Source organism: Micromonospora sp. NPDC047740, assembly GCF_043204735.1.
Lineage (GTDB): Bacteria > Actinomycetota > Actinomycetes > Mycobacteriales > Micromonosporaceae > Micromonospora.
On sequence record NZ_JBIDCT010000009.1, the window covers coordinates 269426 to 293141 of the forward strand.

The following is a 23716-nucleotide window of genomic DNA, read 5'->3' on the forward strand; positions in this document are numbered from 1 at the left end:
AGAGGCACCCAACGAAAGGTGCCCCCGCCGACCCCCGGTCGGCGGGGCACCTTGCATTTCCGGGTCACCCCGGCAGACGTACCCCACCAGCGGCAGCAGCATTGAACCGCACGGACGCCGGACGACCACCAACGGGTTTCCGGGGCTCCCGCCTGCGGAGGGATCAAGCCTGACCGCCCGGAGCGGGCGGGGTTCCCCGGACCCCCACCGCGAGCGGGAACCCCCACAGGTAAGGGGAGACCCGAAATCAGATCGACACCCCTGAGAGCATCGAAACCGTGCTGCTGACCCTGACCACGACCCACCGCCCCGCGACCGACCTCGGCCACCTCCTCGTCAAGCACCCGGACCGCGTGCAGAGCTTCGACCTGCCGGCGGGCACCGCGCACGTGCTCTACCCCGAGGCGGACGAGCAGCGGTGCACGGCGGCCCTGCTGGTCGAGATCGACCCGCTGCGGCTGGGCGGCGGCCGGGGTCGCGGCCGGGCACAGGCGACCACCCCGGAAACCTTCACCCTCGGCCAGTACGTCAACGACCGCCCGTACGCCGCGTCCAGCCTGCTTTCCTCGGCCCTGGCGAAGGTGTTCCGGTCGGCGCTGCGCGGCGAGTCCCGGGACCGGCCGGAGCTGGCCGCCACCCCGATCCCGCTGGAGGTGCGGGTGCCCGTGCTGCGCTGCCGGGGCGGCGCCGAGCTGGCCGTACGGGTCTTCGCCCCGCTCGGCTGGACGGTGACGGCCACTCCGATCCCGCTGGACGAGACGTACCCGGAGTGGGGCGACAGCCGTTACGTGGACCTGACGCTCTCCGGCACGCTGCGGCTCGCCGACGCGCTCAACCACCTGTACGTGCTGCTGCCCGTGCTGGACGACGCCAAGCACTACTGGGTGGCGCCGGACGAGGTGGACAAGCTGCTCCGGGCCGGTGCGGGCTGGCTGGCCGACCACCCGGAGCGGTCCCTGATCAGCCGCCGTTACCTGGCCCACCGCCGGGCCCTCGCGGGCGAGGCGCTGGCCCGCCTGGCCGAGCTGCGCCTCGCCGACGAGGTACCCGTCGACGACAGCGTCGAGAGCGACCAGCCGCGCGAGGCGCCACGTGCCTCGCTGGCCGTGCGCCGGCGCGAGGCGGTGCTGGCCGCGCTGCGGACCAGCGGCGCCAGCCGGGTGCTGGACCTGGGCTGCGGGGGCGGGGCGCTGCTCACCGCGCTGGTCGCCGACCGGCGGTTCACCGAGATCGTCGGCACCGACGTGTCGAGCCAGGCGCTCACCCTGGCCGCCCGGCGGCTGCGGCTGGACCGGCTGCCGGAGCGGCAGCGGGACCGGATCCGGCTGTGGCAGTCGGCGCTGACCTACCGGGACGACCGGCTGCGCGGGTACGACGCGGCGGTGCTGATGGAGGTGGTCGAGCACGTCGATCCGCCGCGCCTGCCGGCGCTGGAGGACGCGGTGTTCGGGCACGCCCGACCGGGCACGATCGTGGTGACCACCCCGAACGTCGAGTACAACGTCCGCTACGAGGGCCTGGGGGCGGGCCGGTTCCGGCACGCCGACCACCGGTTCGAGTGGACCCGGGCCGAGTTCGCCGCGTGGGTCGAGCGGGTGGCGGCGACCCACGGCTACACCGCCACCATCGACGGCGTCGGCGACGACGACCCCGAGGTGGGCACCCCCACGCAGCTCGCCGTGCTGACCCGGAAGGAGGAGACGAGCGCATGACCATCCTGGACATTCCCGAGCTCGCCCTGGTGGCGCTGGTAGGCGTCTCCGGGTCGGGCAAGTCCACCTTCGCCCGGCGGCACTTCCGGCCCAGCCAGGTGCTCTCGTCGGACGCCTTCCGGGGGATGGTGGCCGACGACGAGAACGACCAGTCCGCATCCGGCGACGCGTTCGACGCGCTGCACCACGTCGCCGGGCTCCGGCTGCGCCGGGGCCGGCTCACCGTGGTCGATGCGACCAACCTGCAGCCGCACGCCCGGGCCGCCCTGGTCCGGGTGGCCCGCGAGCACGACGTGCTGCCGGTGGCGGTCGTGCTCGACGTACCGGAGGCGCTGGCCTGGGAGCGTACGCAGGGCCGGGCCGACCGGACGCACGGCCGGCAGGTGCTCGCCCGGATGCAGCGCGACCTGCGGCAGTCTTACGGGCGGCTGGCCCGGGAGGGCTTCCGCAAGGTGCACGTGCTGCGCGGGGTCAAGGAGATCGACGCCGCCGAGATTCGCTACGAGAAGCTGTTCAACGACCGGCGCGAGCTGACCGGGCCGTTCGACATCGTCGGCGACGTGCACGGCTGCCGGGAGGAGTTGGCGGAGCTGCTGCTCCGGTTGGGCTGGTCACTGCGACGGGACGACGCGGGCCGCCCGGTGGACGCGGTGCACCCGGCGGGGCGTACCGCGGTCTTCGTCGGCGACCTGGTGGACCGCGGCCCGGACTCCCCCGGCGTGCTCCGCCTGGTGATGGGCATGGTGGCGGCCGGCCACGCGATCTGCGTGCCGGGCAACCACGAGCAGAAGCTGCTGCGCAAGCTGCGCGGCCGGGACGTGCGGCTCAGCCACGGCCTGGCCGAGACGATGGCCCAGCTGGAGTCGGAGCCGGAGCGCTTCGTCGCCGAGACGGCCGCCTTCATCGACGGCCTGGTCAGCCACTACGTGCTGGACGGCGGCCGGCTGGTGGTCGCGCACGCCGGCCTCAAGGAGGCGTACCAGGGCCGGGCGTCCGGCCGGGTCCGCGCCTTCGCGCTGTTCGGGGAGACCACCGGTGAGACCGACGAGTACGGCCTGCCGGTGCGCTACCCGTGGGCGCGCGACTATCGGGGATCGGCCATGGTCGTGTACGGGCACACCCCCACGCCGGAGCCGGAGTGGGTGAACAACACCATCTGCATCGACACCGGCTGCGTCTTCGGCGGCCGGCTCACCGCGCTGCGTTACCCGGAGAAGGAGCTGGTCTCCGTCCCGGCGGTGAAGGAGTGGTACGCCCCGGCCCGACCGCTGGTCGCGCCCGCCGCCACCCGCCCGGACACGGTGCTGGATCTGGCCGACGTCACCGGGCGGCGGCACCTCACGCACGCGTACGGCACGCTGACCGTGCCGGCGGAGAACGCCGCCGCCGCGCTGGAGGTGATGAGCCGGTACGCGGTCGACCCGGGCCGGCTGGTCTGGCTGCCGCCGACCATGGCGCCCTGCTCGACGTCGGCGGTCGAGGGGTTCCTGGAGCACCCGGAGCAGGCGTTCGCCGACTACCGCTCGGCCGGTGTCGAGCGGGTGGTCTGCGAGGAGAAGCACATGGGCTCGCGGGCCGTGGTGCTGGTGGAACAGGAGCCGGGGCGGTTCGCCGGCGGGGCGGTGCACACCCGCACCGGCCGGCCCTTCTTCGGGCCACCGCTCGACGACGAGCTGCTGGCCCGGGTACGCGCCGCGGTGACCACGGCCGGGCTCTGGGCCGAGCTGGACACCGACTGGCTGCTGCTCGACTGCGAGCTGCTGCCCTGGTCGGCGAAGGCGGGCGGGCTGATCCGCGAGCAGTACGCCGGGGTCGGCGCGGCCGGCCGGGCGGCGCTGCCGGCGGTGCTCGCCACGCTGGACGCCGCCGCCGGGCGGGGGCTGCCGGTCGCGGAGCTGCGCGGCCGGATGGCCGACCGGGAGTCCGAGGTCCGGGCGTACTCGGCGGCGTACCGGGCGTACGTCGGGCCGACCGACGGGCTGCGCGGGGTGACGCTGGCACCGTTCGCCGTGCTGGCCGGGGCCGGGGCGAGCTACGCCGACCGAGACCACGGCTGGCATCTCGACGTGGCGGATCGGCTCGGCGCGGCGGACCCGGAGTTCTTCACCGCGACCCGGCGGCAGGTGGTCGACCTGACCGACGAGGCTGCGGTGGCGGCGGCGACCGACTGGTGGCTGGCGCTCACCGCGGCCGGCGGCGAGGGCATGGTGGTCAAGCCGTACGCCGGTCTCGCCGCCCGCTCGCCGAAGGGTGCGCTGCTCCAGCCCGGGATCAAGTGCCGGGGCCGGGAGTACCTGCGGATCATCTACGGCCCGGGTTACACCGAGCCGGGGCAGCTCGCCGCGCTGCGCAAGCGCTCGCTGGGGCGCAAGCGGGGGCTGGCCCTGCGGGAGCACGGCCTCGGTCTGGCCGCCCTGGATGCGCTGGCCGAGGACGCCCCGCTCTGGCGCCGCCACGAGCTGGTCTTCGCGATCCTGGCCTGCGAGTCCGAGCCGGTCGACCCCCGGCTGTGACCGGTACGCCCGGTCCGGCGTGAGGCCGGGCCGGGCCCAGGTACCCTTTGTGGCCGTGGACACAGCAGAGAAGACCCGGACGCTCTCCGAAAGCGTGGCGCTGAACCCGCTCGATCCGAAGGACCTGATCCACACCTTCGGGTTGGTCGGCGTCTGGGTGATCCTCTTCGCCGAGACCGGCCTGCTGGTCGGCTTCTTCTTCCCGGGCGACTCGCTGCTCTTCCTGGCCGGGGTAGCCGCCTCGCCGGTGGCCGACGCGATCTTCGGCGCCGGCACCCGGCTGAACCTGGTCGCGCTGCTGGTCGGCGGGCCGCTCTGCGCGATCATCGGCGCGCAGCTCGGGCACTGGTTCGGGGCCCGGTACGGCCGGCGGATGTTCGAGCGCCCCAACTCCCGCCTGTTCAAGCGGGAGTACGTGGAGAAGGCCGAGTACTACTTCCAGAAGTTCGGCCCGGCGAAGGCCGTGGTGCTGGCCCGCTTCATCCCGATCGTGCGGACCTTCCTCAACCCGGTGGCCGGGGTGCTCGGCATGCCGGCCCGGCAGTTCCTGCTCTGGAACGTCGTCGGCGCGATCCTCTGGGTGGACGGCATCCTGCTGGTCGGCTACCTGCTGGCCGACCAGATCTACAACGCCATCGGCGACAAGATCGACCGGTACATCCTGCCGGTGGTCGCCCTGATCATCGTGATCTCGGTGCTGCCGATCTTCTTCGAGTTCCTCCGCGACCGGCGGGCGCGCAAGCGCGGCGAGGCCGCCGCGGTGGTCGCCGCTTCCAGCGCGGCGGGCGCGGCCGAGGCGTACCGGGACGCCCTGCGGGACGACGACCACCGACGCCGCGGCCCGCAGGACCGCTGACCGACATACGCCGGATGGCCGGTCCCCCTCACCGGGGGGCCGGCCATCCGCGTATAACCTGCCGCTCTGCGGGTGGAACGGATGACGGGCAGCCGTCACCGTCCGGTGGTGGCGCCACCCCTGGCACGCCACCCATCGCCGCACTCAATCGGGGCGGCCTACGGACATCCGGGCTCGGCCGGCGGCCATAATTCGGCCGCTGCGCCGCTCGGCGGCACGCCGGGCCGAATGAAGGCCGTCTGACGCCGCGCCCTTAGCCCGGACAGTCAACCCCGAAGCTCGGACACGTCCGGTTTCAGCGGGCCTTCTTGGTGGCCCGCTTACGCGGCGGGGTCAGCAGATCCGCGATCGTGGCGATCGCGGTCGGCACCAGCCGGTAGTACGCCCAGACACCGCGCTTCTCCCGCTCCAGCAAGCCGGCCTCGGTGAGGATACGCAGGTGGTGACTGACCGTCGGCTGCGAGAGGCCGAGCGGCGCGGTGAGGTCACACACGCACGCCTCGCCCTCGGGGGCCGACTGGATCAGGCTGAGCAGCCGCAGCCGGGCGGGGTCGGCGAGGGCCTTGAGGACCCCCGCGAGCCGCTCGGCGTCGGCACGTTCGATCGGCTCGCCGGCAAGCGGCGAGATCTGAGGCATGGTCATTTCAGCCAACGCAGTTCCCACGTATTCCATCCTTCCACCAGCAGCATCGATCCGCCTGCATATCAGCAGATCCGAATCGGCAAACTTTTAGGCCACAAGGCCGAGGTCAGCCAACGTATAGGCCGCCCGATACGGCAGTCCGGCGGCTCGCACCGCGTCGCCGGCGCCTCGATCAACAATAACCGCAACGCCCACCACGTCGGCCCCGGCCTCACGCAACGCCTCGACGGCGGTCAACACGCTGCCACCCGTGGTCGAGGTGTCCTCCACCGCCAGGACCCGGCGACCCGCGACATCCGGCCCCTCGACGCGCCGCTGCAGACCGTGCGCCTTGCCCGCCTTGCGGACCACGAACGCGTCCAGCGGCCGGTCGGTCCCGGCCGAGGCGTGCAGCATCGCGGCGGCGACGGGATCGGCCCCGAGGGTCAGCCCGCCGACCGCGTCGTACGCCCAGTCGGCGGTCAGGTCACGCATCACCCGGCCGACCAACGGCGCCGCCTGGTGATGGAGCGTGACGCGACGCAGATCCACGTACCAGTCCGCCTCGCGGCCGGACGAGAGCACCACACGGCCATGGACCACAGCCAGGTCGGTGATGAATTTACGCAGGTCGTCGTGGTCCTCCATGGCGATAGAGGGTACTTCGCGAGTCTGGGAGGTGTGTGTGGGGTCCTCCCGCGTCAACCCTGCGGGCGACCGACGAGTGGCTATGCCCGACTACGCTGTGCGACCGTCCATCCGGGTTGCCGGACGATGATCCCGGCGACGGAAACGCCCACGCGACCGGCCGGCGGTCAGTCCCGGCCCCGGCCGGCCCGCCCCCGGGTGTCCCGGGAGACGCCGCGCAGCAGCCGTCGCGGCGCGTGCCGCAGGCCCGCCACGGCCAGCTTGTACTTCCAGTTCGGCACGCTGACCAACTTGCCTTTCCGCAGGTCACGCAGCCCTTCTTCGACCACCTCGGCGGGCCGCAGCCACATCCAGCCGGGGGTGCGCGACATGTCGATGCCGGCGCGCTCGTGGTAGCCGGTGCGGGTGTAGCCGGGACAGAGCGCCATTACCCGCACGCCGAGCGGCGCCACCGACTGGCCGATCGACTCACTGAAATTCGTCACCCAGGCCTTGCTGGCCGAGTACGTCGATCCGGGCATGGGCACGCCGAAACCCGCAACGGAAGAGACATTTATCACTGCCCCACTGCCCCGCTCAATCATCGGCGGGAGAGCCGCGTGGGTCAGCCGGAGCACGGCCAGCACGTTCAACCGCAGCAGCCGGGCCTCGTCCTCGACCGTCGAGCGGACGAACGGGGTGTTCAGGCTGATGCCCGCGTTGTTCACCAGCAGCCCGACCGGCGGCTCGGCGACGAGGCGGCGTTCCACCACCGAACAGCCGTCGTCGGTGGACAGATCCGCGGAAATCGTCTCGACCTGGCGGTCGTACCGCCCGCTGAGTTCGGCGGCGGTGGCGGCGAGCCGGCCGGCGTCCCGGGCCACCAGGACCAGATCCCAGCCGTCGGCGGCGAGCCGGCGGGCGAACGCCTCGCCGATGCCCAGGCTGGCGCCGGTGATCAACGCGCGGCGCGGGGAGGGGAGCGGTTCGTCGGTCACGGGCGATCCTCAGGGGATGGCGTCGGTCCGGACGGGGTGGGCGGCGGGCCGCCCGGTCCCGGCCCGGCCGGCGGAGGTGCGGGTGGCGCCCACGGCGAGCGGGCTCCGTGGGCCGCGGATGGACCGGGATACGGCGGTGTCGAAGCGGGCGGGCCGGAATACGGCGGAGCCGAGCCGGCGGACGCGGGCGGCGCGGACGACGGCGGGCCGTAGGCCGGACCGGATGCCGGCGTGGCCGGCCCGGCCGGCGGCAGCGGACCGGCCGACGGCATCGGGCGCAGCGGACCGGCCGGCGGGACGGGGCCGGTGGGGGCCGCCGGGCCGGCGGTGGGACCGGTGGGCGCGGGTCGGCGGAAGAAGGCGCTCGCGCCAGGCAGCGTCAGCAGGGCGGCGACCACCAGGTACCCGAGCACCTGGGCCACCGACAGGGCCGCGTTCAGCGGAATCCACCAGCCTGGGTACGCGTCGCCGAGCCGGGCGAGCAGGTCGGCGGTCACCCGCTCGTCGGCGCCGAGACGCAGCGGGGCGGCCCGCTGACCGACCAGCACCGCCAGTCCGCAGCAGCCGCAGAACAGGCCCAGGCCGGCGACCACCCAGGTGCCGACTCGCGCTCCGGGGCGGCCGGCGAGCAGGCCGAGAGCGAGCCCGACGAGCACCAGCCCGACGAGCACCCCGACCACGGCCGACAGTGCGGTGGAGCCCCGCAGCAGCGACACCAGCGGGTCGATCTCGCTCTCGCGGGCCCCGGTGGCGCGCGCCGCCACCCGGAACCGGTCCACCGTGCCGGGCGTGACCGCCAGGTTGGCGACCGCGTACGCCACGGCGCCGGCCGCCATCAGCAGCAGCACCGCCGCCGCCGCCGCGACAACCACCCCCGGACGGCGGGGCGGAGCCTGAACGGGGTGCGACACGACAGATCCCTCCGGTAGGCGTCGGCTTGCAACCTACTCGGAGGGATCGTCCGAGTCGCTCTTATCGGAGCGTCAACTTCCGGATGGCGGCTGGGGACCGGGCCGGTCCTCGGGAGCCGACGACGGACCGGGCTGGCCAGGCTGACCCGGAGCCGGTGGCTGACCCGGAGCCGGCGGGTAGCCGGGCGCCGGCGGCTGGCCGGGGTAGCCCGGCGCGGGCGGGTACCCGGGGGCCGGCGGGTAGGCCGGGTAGGTGCCACCCGGCAGGGGCGGCTCCCAGGCCGGCTTCGGCTTGCGGAAGAACTCGTTGGACCTGGGCAGCGCCAGCAGGATCAGCGCGGCCAGCAGGGCCAGCAGGGCGACCAGGCCGAGCAGGTTGCTGACCGGCCCGTACCAGGACGGCAGGGCGTCCGAGAGCCGGCGCTGCAGGTCCTCCGGGCTCGGCATGTTGCCGCCGGTCGAGCCACCGCCGGTCAGGCCGCCGGTCGCGTTGCTCACCAGGCCCGCGCCGCTGCAGCAGAACAGGATGCCGCCCAGCACCCAGGTGGTGATCCGGGCGCCGTTCTTTCCCCGGTTGTTCAGCAGCGCGAGCACGACGAGCGCGATCGCGAGCAGCAGCGTGAGCGCGGCGCCGCCGATGGCGGCCGCGTACGCGAAATCGCCCGCCTGCTCGGCGGCGCTGCCCCGATAGGCGTCCCGCAGGACGTCCCGGACAGTGCCGATGGTGGCGAGCGTCAGGATCAGGTTCACCACCTGAATGGCGGCGACGAGGATGAGCAGCCAACTGGAGAGCGTCACCACTCCCGGGCGGGTGCGGGCCGGGGGGCCCTGGGCATCGACCATTGTTTCTCCTTCCCTAGATCACACGACCACGGTAACGAGACCAGGCCAGGAGGGCACGACACGAGAGCGGGGACCCGCCGCGCCCGGAACCTAATAGCCGCGCCACTCCGCGCGGGCGTACTCCAGCACGTGGGGTTGCAGCAACGTGGAGGCGGGCACGTCCACCCGGGACCGGTCGGCCGGAAAGGTGGCCGCCGCGGCCAGCACCGACGGGGTGAGGAAACGCAGCGGCGGGGCGTCGGCGGGCAGTTCCAGCGCCGGCGCGCCGGTGCCTGGTGCGGCCAGCACGAACCCCCAGTCGCCGAAGCTCGGCACGTCCACGTGGTACGGCACGGTGGCGAAGCCCGCCTCGCGGACCGATCGCTCGATCGACCAGTACGACCGCGGCGCGAAGTACGGCGACCCGGCCTGCACCACCAGCCGCCCGCCGGCGGCGAGCACCGAGCGGACCAGCGCGTAGAACTCGATCGTGTAGAGCTTGGCGGTGGCCGTCTCGTCCGGGTCGGGCAGGTCGGCCACCACCACGTCGAAGCGTTCCGTGGCGGTACGCAGCCAACCGAACGCGTCCAGGTTGAGCACCCGCACCCGGGGGTCGGCGAACGAATTCCCGTTGAGCTCGCGCAACTGCGGCTCGCGCATCGCCAGCCGTACCACGGCCGGGTCGAGGTCGACCACGGTCACCCGGCGCACGTCCGGGTACTTCAGGATCTCCCGCAGCGCCAGCCCGTCCCCGGCGCCGAGCACCAGCACCTCGCCGCGCGGGCCGCGCAGCACCGGGTGCACCAGCGACTCGTGGTAGCGGTATTCGTCGACCGAGCTGAACTGGAGGTCACCGTTGAGGAAGAGCCGCAGGTCGCTGTCGGCGTGGCCGACCTCGCGCACCGACCGGGTCAGCACGATCTCCTGGTAGCGGCTGCGTTCGGCGTGCACCACCGGGTCGCGGTAGAGCTGCTGGCGAGCGGTCACCTCGAAGTCGTGCGCGGTGATCCAGGCGTACCCGAGCAGGAGGGCGACCACGACGGAGCCGGCCCCCAGCGCGAGCCGCGCCCGGCGCCCGAGGTCGGCCCGGAACACCGTGCAGACCAGCGCGAGGCCGGCGACCGCGTTCACCGCGCCGACCACCAGGGCGCCCTTGAGCTGGCCGAAGACCGGTATCAGCAGGAACGGGAAGGCCAGCCCGCCGAGCAGCGCGCCGACGTAGTCGGCGGCGAAGAGGTCGGCCACCGCGTCGCCGGCGGACTGCTCGCGGATGCGTTGCAGCAGCACCATCAGCAGCGGGATCTCCGCGCCGATCAGCAGGCCGAGCACGAACGCGGTGCCGACCAGCGCCGGCCCGTAGAGGTCGAGCCAGGCGAAGGCGGCGTATAGGCCGAGCACGGAGAGGCCGCCGAGCAGGGCGAGGGTCAGCTCGACCGCGGCGAACGCGGCCGCCGCCCGGGACTGCCACGGCTTCGCGGCGAGCGCGCCGATGCCCATCGCGAAGACCATCACGCCGAGCACGATCGACGCCTGGCCGACCGCGTCGCCGATCAGGTAGCTGCCGAGGGCGACCAGCGCCAGCTCGTACACCAGGCCGCAGGCCGCGCAGACGAAGACCGCGAGCAGCACCGCCGCGCGGGCCGCGCGCCGTCGCGGCGGCGCCGGCGCGTCGGTGGTCACGCCTTCTCCCGGGTACGCCCGGCGGCTTCCGCCCCGGCGCGCTGCGCGGGCGTGCGCGACCGGAGCTTGCGACCACTCCGGCTCGGCGCGTCTGTCGCCGCGCCGCGACCCGGAGCAGTCGTCCGGCGGCGCTGCACCACGCCCACGGTGATGAAGAGTGCGGCGAGCAGGAGGAGCGCCACGGCGGCGAGCAGCCAGCCCCAGCGGTCCCGCCAGAAGTCGTCGCCGGCGGACGGCAGCGGGCTCGCCGGGGCCGCCGGGTCGGCGCTCGGAGTGGCGGCCGGCCCGGCCAGGCCGGCTTCGGCGGCGAGCAGCGGCAACGTGGTGGCGGCGCGGGTGATCGCCCAGCCCGGGTCGTCGACGAAGGCGTCCTCGTCGAGCTCGAACCGGCCCAGCCCGGTCTCGACGGCTTGCAGGTCGGCGAGGCCGAGGTCGTCGGAACCCCGCACCCGGATCCAGGCGGAGTCGTTGGCCTCGCTGCTCTCCGAGGTGTAGGTGATGTCCGCGCTGACCTCGATCCAGCGCGGGCAGCCCGGCGCGTCCCCGACCGCCGTCCCGTCGCCGAGGTTCGATCCGACGCTGACCACGTCGTACCCGTCCGTCAGTCGCCAGCCGTAGCAGATGCCCTGGCTGGCGAAGGCGTCCCGGAGGATCGGCACGGTGTCCGTCCGCTCGTCGGTCGCCGGGGCGGGGACGCTCAGGTCGTCGGAGCCGCCGCTGACGGCCCCGACGACGCAGAGGCCGACGGCGCCCAGGAGCACCGCCGCGCCCAGGGCCGCCTGCCACCCGTGCGACTTCCCCTTCGCCGGGGGCTTCGCCTGGGCCGGGCGCGTCCCGCCGGCCATCAGCTGATCGCGGCGGCGATGATCGCGCCGGTGGCGAGGTGCACGACGGCGGAGACCCAGACCGCCGGGTGCGGCTCCGGGTCGACCAGCAGTTCACCCAGCTTGCCCGGGGTGGCCACGTCCAGCAGCACGAAGGCCGCCGCCATGATGACCAGACCGAGGATGCCGTACGCGGCCGCGCCGACCAGGCCGAGCACGAAGTCGTCCGGGCTGGCGGCGATCGCGGCGACCACGATGATGCCGACGCCGGCCAGGTTGGAGGCGAGCAGCAGCGCCGCGTTGCGGTTGCGCTCGGTCCAGATGAGCTGGTTGAGCCGGCCCGGGGTGGCCAGGTCGACCAGCAGGTAGCCGATGCCCATCAGGACGACGCCGACCACCCCGTAGGCGAGGGTGACCAGCAGATCGGTGACGAGATGCTGCACAGGGGACTCCAGGGTGAGGGGTCGGACGGGCTACTTGCCGGCGCCGGGGCCGCCGCCCCGGACGGTGCTGCCACGGCCCCAGCCCCAGCCGCGGCCGACGACGTGGTGGTAGCGGGGGTAGGCGGTGGTCATCCGCTCCAGCAGGATCAGCGACCCGGCGGCAACCGGCAGGATCACCACCGAGTCGTCGTCGTAGCGCAGGTAGACGCCGCTGCCGTCGACGTACTCGTCAGCCGGCTGCCAGGCGTCGGTGACATCCTCCGCCACCTGGCTCGGTGAGCGGGTCGAGGTGTACGCGAGCGCGTCGGAGCCGATGTCCCGGCCGGCCGCCCGGGTGTAGTGGTCCTCGACGTAGCCGCGCGGCGAGAAGCTGCCGTAGAAGACGGCGAAGACGGCGACCAGCACGCCGACCACCGCGACGGCCACCCCCACCACGAACCACCGTCGGTACGTCACAGTTCCACCACCGTCTCGGTCAGGACCAGTTCGTTGGTCTGCGGATACGCGTGCCAGGTGCGCCAGGCCACCGAGCCGTCCGGCGGGTCGGGGCGGACGGAGAGCGCGGTGACCGCGTCCACGTCGCCGGGGAAGACCCCGACCAGCGCGTACGGGTCGTCGGCCAGCTCGGCGCGGAGCGCGGCGACCTGGGTACGCAGCCCGTCGCCGGCCGGCCGCAGCACCGTGGCGGTGAACCGGTAGCCGGCCACCGGGTCGTGCAGGGTGTCGGGCAGGTGCGGCGCGCGGCCGGGCAGGCAGGCGACGGTCTCGACCAGCGCGCCGCAGACCACCTGGTGCGAGGCGCCGAGCAGGCGCAGCCGTAGCCGGACGCCGTCGGGCAGGGCTAGCTCGCGGACGTGCAGGGCGGGGCGTTCGGGGCCGCCGAGGGCCAGGCTCAGGTCGGCGGCACTGGTGTCGACGTACGGGGCGTCCAGGGCGACCAGCACGCTCAGCCCGCCTGCTCCGGGTCGCCCTGCGGATAGATCATCACCTCGGCGCGGTGCAGCTTCTCGCCGAGGGCCACCTCCCAGCCGGACTCCCCGTACGCCTCGAACGAGAGCCGGGCCCCGCCGGGCGCCTGGTAGTCGTGGTAGCGCATGGTGCCGCGCGGGTCGAGGCCGGTGCCCTCGGTGGCGGTGTAGCGCGCCTGGCCGGACTCGTCCCAGCTGTAGCGGCGGCCGGCGACGTCGAGGGTGGGCGCGCCGGGGGTGACCGTGGCGGACGGTTCGGCGGTCCAGAGCACCAGCTCCAGATCCGGGTCCGTCTCGACGGAGAGCCAGCGCTTCACCCCGCCGGCATCGTCGAGCAGGTGTTCCGCCCAGCTCCAGCCGCCCTCGACCAGGTGCACCGAGCCACGGACGGTGTACGGGACCTGGCGGATCTCCACGATGTCGCCGGGCTTGAGCCGGCGGGGGTCGCCGCGGAGCGCGTCCGCGTCCCGATCGTGGAACGGGTCGCCAGGGGCGGGCGGGCGGGGCCCGGTGCGGGCCTTGCGCAGCGCCACCAGGGCGATCACCACACCGGCCGCCCCGAGCAGGCACCCCAGGGTCACCAGCAGATACGCCACCGTTCCGTTCACGACCGCCTCCCCACACGCGTCGGCGGAGACGGTAACAACCGGACGCACGCCCGCCGAAACGACGTTCGCTGAGTGGCTGGTCAGCTACCCGGCGTCGCTCAATCCCGGTTGGGATCGGCGGCCTGCGGGGGCGGCCCGTCGGGCGCTCCCGTGGGATCGACCGGCGCGGCGGGGGCGGGCGCGCTGCCTTCCGGTGCGGCCGGGTACTGCCACGGGACGCCGTGGGCCCGCGGGTCGGGGCAGATCATGTAGCCCGGCGGCAGCAGGTAGGGCGCCGGATAGACGACCGGCGGGTGCGGCGGTTGGGCGGCCTGGGGCACGAACCAGTGGCGGGACGTGGGCAGCGCCAGCAGCACGATGGCGGTGGCGGTGAGCCCGAAGACCAGCAGCGCGATCAGTCCGCCCCCGGCGAAGAGGAGGTCCTCGGCCGGGTAGGAATCGGTGTCGTAGAGGGTCTGGATGAACCTCGACTCCTCCGGGAAGAACTCGGGGGGCATGTCCCCCGCCTCGGGCGGGCCGCCGAACGCGAAGAGGAACGGGAGCGCCGCGCCCCGCGCAGAGGCACTGGCCGAGGCCGACCAGCAGTTGCAGACCGCCGGCCACGAAGACGGCGATCCGGGCGCCGACACTGCCGCGGCGGACACCCCAGGCGGCGGCACCGAGGAGGGCCGCGAGCAGCAGCGCCGGCACCCCCACCACGCAGGACATCATGATGTTGCCGAAGCGCTCACCGTCCACCTCGGCCGGATCGGCGGCGGGCACCAGCCGAGCCGCGTGGTCGATCTCGCCGTTCCACCAGATCGCGTGCCACACCACCAGGCCGACCGCCACCAGCAGCAGGGCCGACGCAGCGAGCTGCAACCAGGAGGCCGTCGTGACGGCCTTCGGGCGGGGCGGGCGGGTCGGCGGAGTGGCGGTCGAGGTCATCCCGGAAAGCTACGGGGCCCCACCGGTTTCCGCAGTCCCGTTTCCGGGTGGACCGCCGGTCAATTCCCGGCGAGGCGTTCCGTGGCGTACTCGCGCAGGCTCGCCCGACCCATGAGGCAGCCGGTGAACGTGGTGAATTCGGCCTCGTCGGTCCGCAGCCTCGTCCACGCCGCGCGCCCCGCCGCCGCGTCGGCCTTGTCCAGCAGCGTGGCGGCGTACGCCTTCCCGGCCGGCGACCCGTGCCGGAGCAGCCAGTCGACCTGCTTCCGGGCCGCGTCAGGACGCTCGTCCAGCGCCTGCTCGACCCGCCGGTACGCCTCGGTCTCCGGCAGCAGCGTCCCGGCGAACCCGACTCCGCCGAACGCGAGCGTGTCCGCCCGGGCCAACTCCTCGACGGCCGAGTCCAACTCCCGGTCCTTTCCGATCCCCACCATGCCCCTCATCCTTTCCCCGAACGCCCCTCCCACCACTCGTTGATCGGAAAGTTGTCGCAGGCCGCAACACCGGACGCAGGTGGATCGAGGCCCGGGGACAGGACCGGCCCCGCCCGAGGGCGGGGCCGGTCCGGACGGGTGGATCAGGCGGCGGTGACGATCAGGCCTTCCTTGCTGTCGGCCAGGTCGACCTTGACCGTGTCGCCGTCGCGGATCTGGCCGGCCAGCAGCGCCTTCGCGAGCTGGTCGCCGATTGCCGACTGCACCAGCCGGCGCAGCGGACGGGCGCCGTAGATCGGGTCGTACCCGTGCTCGGCGAGCCAACTCCGGGCCGGGTCGGTGATCGCCAGGCCGAGCCGGCGGTCGGCCAGCCGGCGGCGCATCCGGTCCAGCTGGATGTCGACAATGGCCCGCAGATCCGCGCCCTGCAGGGCGGCGAACACCACGATGTCGTCGAGGCGGTTGAGGAACTCCGGCTTGAAGTGCGACCGGACCACCGCGAGGACACCCTCCCGGCGCTGCTCCTCGGCCAGCGTCAGATCGCTGATCACCGACGACCCCAGGTTCGAGGTGAGGATCAGGATCGCGTTGCGGAAGTCCACGGTGCGGCCCTGACCGTCGGTGAGCCGGCCGTCGTCGAGCACCTGGAGCAGCACGTCGAAGACGTCGGGGTGGGCCTTCTCCACCTCGTCGAGCAGCACCACCGAGTACGGCCGGCGGCGCACCGCCTCGGTGAGTTGGCCGCCCTCCTCGTAGCCGACGTAGCCGGGCGGGGCGCCGACCAGGCGGGCGACGGAGTGCTTCTCGCCGTACTCGCTCATGTCGATGCGGACCATGGCCCGCTCGTCGTCGAAGAGGAACTCGGCGAGCGCCTTGGCCAGCTCGGTCTTGCCGACACCGGTGGGGCCGAGGAAGAGGAAGCTGCCGGTCGGACGGTCCGGGTCGGCGACGCCGGCCCGGGCCCGGCGGACCGCGTCGGCGACCGCGCCGACCGCCTCGCGCTGGCCGACGACCCGGGAACCCAGCGACTCCTCCATCCGGAGCAGCTTGGCGGTCTCCCCTTCGAGCAGCCGGCCGGCGGGAATGCCGGTCCAGGAGGCGACCACCGCGGCGATGTCGTCCGCGCCGACCTCCTCCTTGAGCATCGCGCCGTCGGCCTGGAGCCGGGCCAGCTCCTCCTCGGCCTGCGTCAGCTCGGCCTTGAGGGCGGGGATGCGGCCGTACCGCAGCTCGGCGGCGCGTTCCAGCTCGCCGTCGCGCTCGGCCCGCTCGGCCTCGCCGCCGAGCCGCTCCAGCTCCTCCTTGGCGGTGGAGAGCTTGGTGATGTGGCTCTTCTCCAGCTGCCAGCGCTCGGAAAGCGCGGTGAGCTGCTCCCGCTTGTCGGCCAGTTCTTTGCGCAGCCGCTCCAGCCGCTCGGCGGAGGCGGCGTCCGGCTCCTTGGCCAACGCCATCTCCTCGATCTCGAGCCGGCGCACCGCCCGCTCGATCTCGTCCACCTCGACCGGCCGGGAGTCGATCTCCATCCGGAGCCGGGACGCGGACTCGTCGACCAGGTCGATCGCCTTGTCGGGCAGGAACCGGTCGGTGATGTAGCGGTCGGACAGGGAGGCGGCGGCGACCAGCGCGGCGTCGGTGATCCGTACGCCGTGGTGCACCTCGTAGCGCTCCTTGAGGCCGCGCAGGATGCCGATGGTGTCCTCGATGGTCGGCTCGCCGACCAGCACCGGCTGGAAGCGGCGCTCCAGCGCCGGGTCCTTCTCGATGTGCTCGCGGTATTCGTCCAGCGTGGTCGCACCGACCATCCGCAGCTCGCCCCGGGCCAGCATCGGCTTGAGCATGTTGCCGGCGTCCATCGAGCCCTCGCCCTTGCCAGCGCCGACCACGGTGTGCAGCTCGTCGAGGAAGGTGATGACCTGGCCGTTGGAGTTCTTGATCTCCTCCAGCACCGACTTCAGCCGCTCCTCGAACTGCCCGCGGTACTGCGCGCCGGCCACCATCGCGCCGAGGTCGAGCGAGACGAGCTTCTTGTCCCGCAACGACTCGGGTACGTCACCGGCGACGATGCGCTGAGCCAGGCCCTCGACGATGGCGGTCTTGCCGACGCCCGGCTCACCGATCAGCACCGGGTTGTTCTTGGTACGCCGGGACAGCACCTGGATCACCCGGCGGATCTCGGAGTCCCGGCCGATGACCGGGTCGATCTTCCCCTCGCGGGCGCTGGCGGTGAGGTCGACGCCGTACTTGGCGAGGGCCTGGTAGGTCTGCTCCGGGTCGGCGGTGGTGACCCGGCGGTCCCCGCCGCGGACGGTCGGGAAGGCGGCGACCAGGTTCTCCTCGGTGGCCCCGGCGTTCTTGAGGGCGACGGAGACCGCGCCACCCACCCGGGCCAGGCCGGCCAGCAGGTGCTCGGTCGAGGTGTATTCGTCGCCCAGCGGCCGGGCGATCTGCTCGGCGGCGCCGATGGCGTTGACGAACTCGCGGGCCAGGGTGGGCTCGGCGATGCTGGAGCCGTGCGCGGCGGGCAGGGCGTCGACCGAGCGCTGGGCGACCCGGCGCAGCTCGGCGGGGTCGGCCCCGACGGCGCGCAGCAGGCCGGCGGCGGTCGAACCCTCGGTGTCGAGCAGCGACAGCAGCAGGTGCCAGGGCTCCACGGTGGCGTGGCCGCGCTGGTTCGCCAGCGCGACGGCGCCGGTGATGGTCTCGCGGCTCTTGGTGGTGAGGCGTTCCGTGTTCATGGGCTCCCCCGGATCGGCGTGTCCACTGGAATCGACACAACCAGAGTTGAGTCTATTCCGCTCAACTCCGACGGTGTGAGCTGGCTCACTCGGAGCGTCGCCACCGCCAGTCGAACTCCCCGGCCGCCGGCGGCGGCCCGGGCAGTGGCGGCTCGGCCACGGCGAGACCGGCCAGCAGCAGCGCCAGGTGCCGGCGACGCAGCTCCCGGGTCCGCTCCGGATCGGGTACGCGGATCGCGGCGCACCCCTCCAGCAGCAACCCGACGTCCTGCACCACCACATCCGCGCGGAGCCGGCCGGCCGCCCTGGCCCGCTCGACCAACTCCGCGGTGAGCTCACCGGAGCGCACCGCGTCCCGCCCCATCTCCTCGGTCGGCGTGAAGGTGCCGGCGAGATGCACGGTCAGCGAGTGCACGTCGGCATCGACGACACGCTCCAGGAACCCGGCGAAGGCCCGCCAGCCGTCCGGGTCGGCGGCGGACTCCTCCGCCACGGCGATGTACCGCCGCAGGCCGTCGTGGCAGAGCTTGCGGAGCAGGTCCTCCTTGCCGGCGTAGCGCCGGTAGAGAGCGCTGATACCGACGCCGGCCCGCTCGGCCACCGTGGCGATGGGCGCCTTCGGGTCAGCCAGGAAGACGGCGCGGGCGGCTTCCAGGATCACCGCGTCGTTCCGGGCGGCCTGGGCGCGGCGGCCGGGGAACTGGGGGGCGTCGGTCGGGTTCGACATGGCTCCAGACTAGCAGTGGAACGGATCGTTCCGCTCTGCTACTGTGAATCGGAACGAAACATTCCGTTCTGAAGGAGCAGCGCATGTCCAGCACCGCCATCCGCCCATTCCGCGTCGAGATCCCCCAGGCCGCGCTCGACGACCTGGCCGCCCGGCTGCGCCGCACCATCTGGCCCGGAGAGTTGCCCGGCGCCGGCTTGGCGTACGGGATGCCGACCGGTCGGGTCCGCGAGCTGGCGACGTACTGGCTGGAGAAGTTCGACTGGCGGGCGGTCGAGGCGCGGCTCAACGCGTACCCGCAGTTCGTCACCGAGATCGACGGCGAGGACATCCACTTCCTGCACATCCGGTCTTCCCGGCCGGACGCGACCCCGCTGGTGCTCACCCACGGCTGGCCCGGCTCGGTGGTCGAATACCTGGACGTGATCGCCCCGCTGACCGAGCCGGCCGACCCGGGCTCGCCGGCGTTCCACCTGGTCATCCCGTCGCTGCCCGGCTTCGGCTTCTCCGGGCCGACCCGCAGCGCCGGCTGGAACCGCTACCGCACCGCCCGCGCCTGGGCGGAGCTGATGGCCCGCCTCGGCTACGACCGCTACGGAGCGGTCGGCAACGACGGTGGCTCCTTGGTGTCGCCCGAGGTCGGCCGGATCGACCCCGAGCACGTGATCGGCGTACACGTCACCCAGCTCTTCTCGTTCCCGTCCGGCGACCCGGCCGAGTTCGCCGGACTCTCCGCGGCCGACCAGGCCGCCCTCAAGCACCTGCAGTGGTTCTACGAGAACAAGTTCTCCTTCAACCAGGTCCACAGCCAGCAGCCGCAGACCCTGGCGTTCGCGCTGGCCGACTCACCGGTCGGGCTGCTCGCCTGGAACGCACAACTCTTCGACGAGAGCCTGGACGCCGACTTCATCCTGGCCAACGTGGCGATCTACTGGTTCACCGGCACGGCCGCCTCGTCCATGCGGTTCTACTGGGAGGACGCGCACACCGCCGAGCACCCGACCGGGCCGACGACCACGCCCACGGCGCTGGCCATGTTCCCCGGCGACTTCCAGTCGATCCGCCGCTTCGCCGAGCGGGACCACGGCAACATCGTGCGGTGGACGGCATACCAGACCGAGGTCGAGGGGCGCGGCGACGTCGGCGGGCACTACGCGGCCCACGAGGCGACCGACGTGCTGGTCGGCGATATCCGGGAATTCTTCGCCTCGCTTCGCTGAGCATCGGCCGCTCACGTGCCCGGTCGGGAATCCGGTCCCGACCGGGCAACCCACCGCGGTCAGCGGGGCAGGCGGGCCGTACAGGGAGTCTCGTGGTCGGCGCGCAGGATGCATCGGCGGCCGTCGTCGAGACGGAGGTCGCAGAACACGCGATGGCGTACCCCCTGGTTGTCCTCGGTGGAGACGGTGGTCTCGCCGGAGTCGACGTGGGTAAGGAAGGCCAGCGAGCGGGCGGCGGTCCGGCCGAGCATCTTCGCCCGAGCCAGGTCGGGTGCCCGGACCGGCAGGTGGATGACGTAGCGGCTGGTCACGGGCGCCGGGCCAAGTCACGCATGGTGGGGGCCTGGCGGGACTGCCACTCGCGGAGCGCGTCCTTGATCCGGGCCGTTTCCGCCCGACTGCGGACCACCTCGGCCTGTGCCGCGGCAAGATCGCCGGCGACGCGGTCGAGGAACGCGGCAACCTCGACCGGGTCCAGGCCGCGCCGCCGGGTGGCGAAGGTGCGGCTCCGCACCTGCCACGGCCGCAGCGGCAGGTACGACGCCGAGCGGTAGGCGCTGGCCGGCGACTGACTGATCGGGCCGACGTTCCGGCGCTTCGACAGGGGTCGCAGGAGGTTACGCACGATGCTGATCCCTTCTCGACATCCGCGAGGTCGGGACGGAGCACGGGGATGCCCGTCCCGACCAGATGAGCGCCCCAGTGCCATCCGGAAGCGTTCACAGGGGAACCTACAATCGGTAGCGGTTGTAGGTCAACGACCAACCCGCGATTGCTTGAGGTTGGAGGTTGCTGCGTGATCGAATGGGCATGCCATCCGGGGAGTGTGTATGCCCAAGCAGCAGTACCAGGTGCTCGCAGACGAGCTGAAAAGCAAGATCGATTCGGGAGAGTGGCCGCCCGGCACCAAGCTGCCGAGCCGGTCACAACTGTGCAAGGAATACGGCGTGTCGGACACCGTGGTCGGCAAGGCGATGATGATCCTGCGCGCGACCGGTCTGACCGAGACCCTCGAAGGGGTCGGCGTCTTCGTCGCCGAGCCGAAGTAGGCCAGGCCGGCACAAGCGATTCAGCTCCAAAGGAGGCCACCACCGAAGGTGCCGGTCGCCGGAGCGCCCGGGACGAGCGCGGCCCCAAAGGCCGAGCGGTCAGTCGCCGACCAGGACCACCCTGATCCAGCGGCGGGCGCCCACCGGCCCGACGGACAGGACCGTCTCGTCCGGGGCGCGGGCCGCGAGCGTGCCGTCGGCGAGCAGCGACAGGTAGTGCTCGGGGCCGACCGGCCAGCTGACCCGCTCGTACCGGCCGTCGACCACCACCCCCACGCCGTCCGGCCCGGTCACCGCCACCCGCCCGGCGCCGGCGGGGGCCACCGAGTGGATCCGGTCCGGGCGGCCGTCGGCTCGCACCAACTGCCAGTTGCCCCGGTAGCGCCAGAGCGCCGGGAAGCCCGTCCGGTCCGGTCGCTCCCCGACCAGCCAGGCCTCGCCGTCGGGCGAGCGCATCACCCGCACCACGCCGACCTCGCCGTCGAGCGCCGGCACCTCCGTCCGCTGCCAGTGCCGTCCCTGGTCCGCGGAGACCGCGGCGTACGGCCTCCCGTCGCTCGCGCCGGCCGCCACCAGCAGATCCTCGACCTCGCGCACGGTGTTCACGGCCGGCAGTCCCGGCTGGGCGGCCAACGGCCGCAGCCGGTGGCCGTCCCAGCGGGCCACCCGGCCGTCCTGCTCGGCGACCTGGAACTGGCCGTTGGCACCCGACAGCACCGGCGGCGGCGCGTTTCCCGGGTGGTGGGTATAGGTGACGCCGCCGTCGGTCGAGGCGTACCAGCCGAACGGCTCGGCGGCGAGCACCAGCAGGCCCTTCGGGGCGTAGAGCTGCTGGTTGTCGGCGACCGGCCGGGGATGCGGCAGCGCCCGCCAGGACCGCCCACCGTCCCCGGTGGCGAAGAGCAGCGCCGGGCAGTCCCGGCCGGGGGGCCGGCCGTCGCAGGTGGCGAAGAGGGCGTACGCCTGGTCGGCGTCGACGAACTCGACGAACGGCGGGTCGTACCGGTCGGGGACGGCGACCTGCACGCGGCGTACCTCATCGACGTCGGCGACCGGCGGCGCGGTCACCGACGGTCGGGGTGACGCGGAGGCCCGGTCCGGCGGTGGCCGGCGGACGTCGCCGATCGAGCAGGCTGTCAGCACGGGCAGCAGCAGGAGGACGACCGGGCGGCGGGATCTTGCCGAATCCATCCGAGCTCCAACCGGGTAACCTCGCCTGCGTGCGAGTACGTGTCGAACAGACTGCCTTACCGGGGATCGGCGTACGTCACGACCTGGTGACGGAATCGGGCCGCCGGGTCGGCGTGGTGTCCCACCGCAACGGCCGACGGGATCTCGTCCTCTACGACCCGGACGATCCCGACTCCTGTCAGGCCGACATCCCGCTGACGGACGACGAGGCGGAGGCGCTCGCCGACATCCTCGGCGCGTCGCTGATGCTCGGCCAGCTCTCCGGGCTGCGTGAGCAGGCCGCAGGGCTGCTCACCGAGCAGATCGCCATCCCGGCCGGCTCGAAGTACGTCAACAAGCGGCTGGGCGACACCAAGGCGCGTACCCGCACCAGCGCCTCCATCGTGGCGGTGCTACGGGACGGCGAGGTCATCGTCTCGCCGGACCCGACCTTCCGCTTCGCGGCCGGTGACGTCGTGGTCGTGGTGGGCACCCGCCAGGGCCTCGACGGGGTGAGCGCAATCCTTGCCGACACCGACCCGGACGGCTGACGCGGATGCACGAAACCACCATTCTGCTCATCGAGGTCGGCGCGCTGCTGCTGCTGCTCGGCCTGCTCGGCCGGCTCAGTCGCCGGGTCGGCCTCTCGCCCATCCCCCTCTACCTGCTCGCCGGGCTCGCCTTCGGCCACGGCGGCCTGCTGCCGCTCAACGCCAGCGAGGAGTTCTTCGCCGTCGGCGCGGAGATCGGCGTCATCCTGCTGCTGGTCATGCTCGGCCTGGAATACAGCGCCAACGAGCTGGTGGGCAACCTCCGCTCGGCGGCCCCGGCCGGCCTGATCGACGCGGTGCTCAACGCGCTGCCCGGCTTCGCCTTCGCGCTGCTGCTCGGCTGGGGCTGGATCGCCGCCGTGGTGCTCGCCGGCGTCACCTGGGTCTCGTCGTCCGGGGTGATCGCCAAGGTCCTCGGCGACCTCGGCCGGGTCGGTAACCGGGAAACCCCGGTGATCCTCTCCGTGCTGGTGATCGAGGACCTGGCAATGGCCCTCTACCTGCCGCTGCTCACCGCGCTGCTCGCCGGGGTCGGCCTGGTCAAGGGCGGTGTGGCGCTCGCCGTCGCGGTGCTCACCGTGGTCGTCGTGCTGGCCGTCGCCATCCGGTACGGCCACCTGATCTCCGCGGCGCTCTCCGCGAAGGACCCCGAGGCGCTGCTGCTCGGGGTGCTCGGCCTGACCCTGCTGGTCGCCGGCGTCGCGGCCAAGCTGCAGGTGTCCGCGGCGGTCGGGGCGTTCCTGGTCGGCATCGCGCTCTCCGGCCCGGTGGCGCACCACGCGACGGAGCTGCTCTCCCCGCTGCGGGACCTCTTCGCCGCGGTCTTCTTCGTGTTCTTCGGGCTGGTCACCAACCCGCTGGACATGCCCCCGGTGCTGCTGCCGGCGCTGGGGCTAGCCGTGGTCACCATGGGAACGAAGCTGCTCACCGGCTATCTGGCGGCCCGGCGGGCCGGGATCGCCGAGCCCGGTCGCTGGCGGGCCGGCTTCGCGCTCACCCCACGCGGCGAGTTCTCCATCGTCATCGCCGGGCTCGCCGTCGCCGCCGCGCAACCGGTCGAACCGAAGCTGGCGGCGCTCGCCACCGCGTACGTGCTGATCACCGTGGTGACCGGGCCGATGCTGGCCCGCCTGCCCGACCTGCCCTGGTTCAAGCGCTGGCTGCGCCAGCGCACCGCCGCCCGGCAGCCCGTCCCGGTGGGGGCGGCCGACTGACCCTGGTCGGGCCGGGTCGACCGTACGGTGGACCCGGCCCGGCCAACGGTCGCCGAATTGGTTCCGGGAAGGTCTACCGCAGGTACGCGCAACCGCGTTACCGTG

The 23716-nt window shown here is 73.2% G+C and carries 24 protein-coding genes and 1 pseudogene; 7 read left to right on the forward strand and 18 right to left on the reverse strand.

The window, feature by feature from the left end; translation table 11 throughout:
• Window positions 1–278 precede the first annotated feature (278 nt).
• From ACGF4F_RS19100 to ACGF4F_RS19110, 3 genes are read left to right on the forward strand one after another with little or no spacing between them, the layout of a single operon-like run.
• On the forward strand, window positions 279–1712 hold the full coding sequence (locus ACGF4F_RS19100; RefSeq protein ID WP_357434559.1) for a 3' terminal RNA ribose 2'-O-methyltransferase Hen1: 1434 nt from the start codon (window positions 279–281) through the stop codon (window positions 1710–1712).
• Window positions 1709–4225, forward strand: a complete 2517-nt coding sequence (locus tag ACGF4F_RS19105) for a polynucleotide kinase-phosphatase (protein WP_357434558.1) — start codon at window positions 1709–1711, stop codon at window positions 4223–4225. The genes ACGF4F_RS19100 and ACGF4F_RS19105 overlap by 4 nt, the downstream gene beginning before the upstream one ends.
• A 49-nt stretch (window positions 4226–4274) precedes the next feature.
• Complete coding sequence (locus ACGF4F_RS19110; RefSeq protein ID WP_393078870.1) at window positions 4275–5081, forward strand: DedA family protein; 807 nt, start codon at window positions 4275–4277, stop codon at window positions 5079–5081.
• Between the two features lie 295 nt (window positions 5082–5376).
• On the opposite strand, the gene ACGF4F_RS19115 is transcribed toward ACGF4F_RS19110, so the two are convergent.
• The 15 genes and pseudogenes from ACGF4F_RS19115 to ACGF4F_RS19185 all read right to left on the reverse strand — a co-directional run bounded on the left by ACGF4F_RS19115 (window position 5377) and on the right by ACGF4F_RS19185 (window position 18407).
• Window positions 5377–5754 (reverse strand): helix-turn-helix transcriptional regulator, encoded by a 378-nt coding sequence (locus ACGF4F_RS19115; RefSeq protein WP_007073957.1) that lies wholly within the window; start codon window positions 5752–5754, stop codon window positions 5377–5379.
• A gap of 57 nt (window positions 5755–5811) precedes the next feature.
• The gene (pyrE, locus tag ACGF4F_RS19120; protein ID WP_357434557.1) at window positions 5812–6351 is read right to left on the reverse strand and encodes an orotate phosphoribosyltransferase; all 540 of its coding nucleotides are present in this window, start codon (window positions 6349–6351) and stop codon (window positions 5812–5814) included.
• Window positions 6352–6518: 167 nt separating this feature from the next.
• On the reverse strand, window positions 6519–7328 hold the full coding sequence (locus ACGF4F_RS19125; RefSeq protein WP_357434556.1) for an SDR family oxidoreductase: 810 nt from the start codon (window positions 7326–7328) through the stop codon (window positions 6519–6521).
• A 308-nt stretch (window positions 7329–7636) separates the two neighbouring features.
• Window positions 7637–8164 (reverse strand): annotated as a pseudogene (locus ACGF4F_RS19130) (hypothetical protein); the annotation flags it as partial.
• 147 nt (window positions 8165–8311) lie between these two features.
• Window positions 8312–9082: a hypothetical protein gene (locus ACGF4F_RS19135; protein WP_357434555.1), complete on the reverse strand. Its 771-nt coding sequence runs from the start codon at window positions 9080–9082 to the stop codon at window positions 8312–8314.
• Window positions 9083–9172: 90 nt separating this feature from the next.
• On the reverse strand, window positions 9173–10741 hold the full coding sequence (locus ACGF4F_RS19140) for a polyamine aminopropyltransferase (RefSeq protein ID WP_357434554.1): 1569 nt from the start codon (window positions 10739–10741) through the stop codon (window positions 9173–9175).
• Window positions 10738–11586, reverse strand: coding sequence for a hypothetical protein (locus ACGF4F_RS19145; protein WP_357434553.1), 849 nt, complete (start codon window positions 11584–11586; stop codon window positions 10738–10740). The genes ACGF4F_RS19140 and ACGF4F_RS19145 overlap by 4 nt, the downstream gene beginning before the upstream one ends.
• A complete protein-coding gene (locus ACGF4F_RS19150) occupies window positions 11586–12008 on the reverse strand; it encodes a DUF350 domain-containing protein (RefSeq protein WP_357434552.1) in 423 nt (140 codons plus the stop codon). The genes ACGF4F_RS19145 and ACGF4F_RS19150 overlap by 1 nt, the downstream gene beginning before the upstream one ends.
• 30 nt (window positions 12009–12038) lie before the next feature.
• A complete protein-coding gene (locus ACGF4F_RS19155; protein WP_393078875.1) occupies window positions 12039–12464 on the reverse strand; it encodes a DUF4247 domain-containing protein in 426 nt (141 codons plus the stop codon).
• On the reverse strand, window positions 12461–12952 hold the full coding sequence (locus tag ACGF4F_RS19160; RefSeq protein ID WP_357434550.1) for a DUF2617 family protein: 492 nt from the start codon (window positions 12950–12952) through the stop codon (window positions 12461–12463). Before ACGF4F_RS19160 ends, ACGF4F_RS19155 begins: the two co-directional genes overlap by 4 nt.
• 2 nt (window positions 12953–12954) lie before the next feature.
• Window positions 12955–13584, reverse strand: coding sequence for a DUF4178 domain-containing protein (locus tag ACGF4F_RS19165; RefSeq protein WP_357434549.1), 630 nt, complete (start codon window positions 13582–13584; stop codon window positions 12955–12957).
• Window positions 13585–13682: 98 nt separating this feature from the next.
• Window positions 13683–14081, reverse strand: a complete 399-nt coding sequence (locus ACGF4F_RS19170; RefSeq protein WP_393078879.1) for a hypothetical protein — start codon at window positions 14079–14081, stop codon at window positions 13683–13685.
• A 489-nt stretch (window positions 14082–14570) separates the two neighbouring features.
• Window positions 14571–14945 (reverse strand): hypothetical protein, encoded by a 375-nt coding sequence (locus tag ACGF4F_RS19175; RefSeq protein ID WP_393078882.1) that lies wholly within the window; start codon window positions 14943–14945, stop codon window positions 14571–14573.
• Window positions 14946–15088: 143 nt separating this feature from the next.
• Window positions 15089–17680: an ATP-dependent chaperone ClpB gene (gene clpB / locus ACGF4F_RS19180; RefSeq protein ID WP_357434546.1), complete on the reverse strand. Its 2592-nt coding sequence runs from the start codon at window positions 17678–17680 to the stop codon at window positions 15089–15091.
• Between the two features lie 85 nt (window positions 17681–17765).
• Window positions 17766–18407, reverse strand: coding sequence for a helix-turn-helix domain-containing protein (locus ACGF4F_RS19185; protein WP_357434545.1), 642 nt, complete (start codon window positions 18405–18407; stop codon window positions 17766–17768).
• Window positions 18408–18490: 83 nt separating this feature from the next.
• On the opposite strand from ACGF4F_RS19185, the gene ACGF4F_RS19190 reads away from it, so the two are divergent.
• A complete protein-coding gene (locus tag ACGF4F_RS19190; protein WP_393078886.1) occupies window positions 18491–19627 on the forward strand; it encodes an epoxide hydrolase family protein in 1137 nt (378 codons plus the stop codon).
• 59 nt (window positions 19628–19686) lie between these two features.
• Here ACGF4F_RS19190 and ACGF4F_RS19195 read toward each other — a convergent pair whose 3' ends face one another.
• Together ACGF4F_RS19195 and ACGF4F_RS19200 are read right to left on the reverse strand one after the other, a co-directional pair.
• Window positions 19687–19938 (reverse strand): hypothetical protein, encoded by a 252-nt coding sequence (locus ACGF4F_RS19195; RefSeq protein ID WP_357434543.1) that lies wholly within the window; start codon window positions 19936–19938, stop codon window positions 19687–19689.
• A complete protein-coding gene (locus tag ACGF4F_RS19200) occupies window positions 19935–20252 on the reverse strand; it encodes a DivIVA domain-containing protein (RefSeq protein WP_393078889.1) in 318 nt (105 codons plus the stop codon). The genes ACGF4F_RS19195 and ACGF4F_RS19200 overlap by 4 nt, the downstream gene beginning before the upstream one ends.
• A gap of 205 nt (window positions 20253–20457) precedes the next feature.
• Between ACGF4F_RS19200 and ACGF4F_RS19205 the strand changes: the two genes are divergently transcribed.
• The gene (locus ACGF4F_RS19205; RefSeq protein ID WP_357110118.1) at window positions 20458–20676 is read left to right on the forward strand and encodes a winged helix-turn-helix domain-containing protein; all 219 of its coding nucleotides are present in this window, start codon (window positions 20458–20460) and stop codon (window positions 20674–20676) included.
• 99 nt (window positions 20677–20775) lie between these two features.
• On the opposite strand, the gene ACGF4F_RS19210 is transcribed toward ACGF4F_RS19205, so the two are convergent.
• A complete protein-coding gene (locus ACGF4F_RS19210) occupies window positions 20776–21867 on the reverse strand; it encodes a hypothetical protein (RefSeq protein ID WP_393078893.1) in 1092 nt (363 codons plus the stop codon).
• Window positions 21868–21896: 29 nt separating this feature from the next.
• On the opposite strand from ACGF4F_RS19210, the gene ACGF4F_RS19215 reads away from it, so the two are divergent.
• On the forward strand, window positions 21897–22397 hold the full coding sequence (locus tag ACGF4F_RS19215) for a cation:proton antiporter regulatory subunit (RefSeq protein WP_073835053.1): 501 nt from the start codon (window positions 21897–21899) through the stop codon (window positions 22395–22397).
• Between the two features lie 5 nt (window positions 22398–22402).
• Window positions 22403–23611: a cation:proton antiporter gene (locus ACGF4F_RS19220; protein WP_357434541.1), complete on the forward strand. Its 1209-nt coding sequence runs from the start codon at window positions 22403–22405 to the stop codon at window positions 23609–23611.
• Window positions 23612–23716 lie beyond the last annotated feature (105 nt).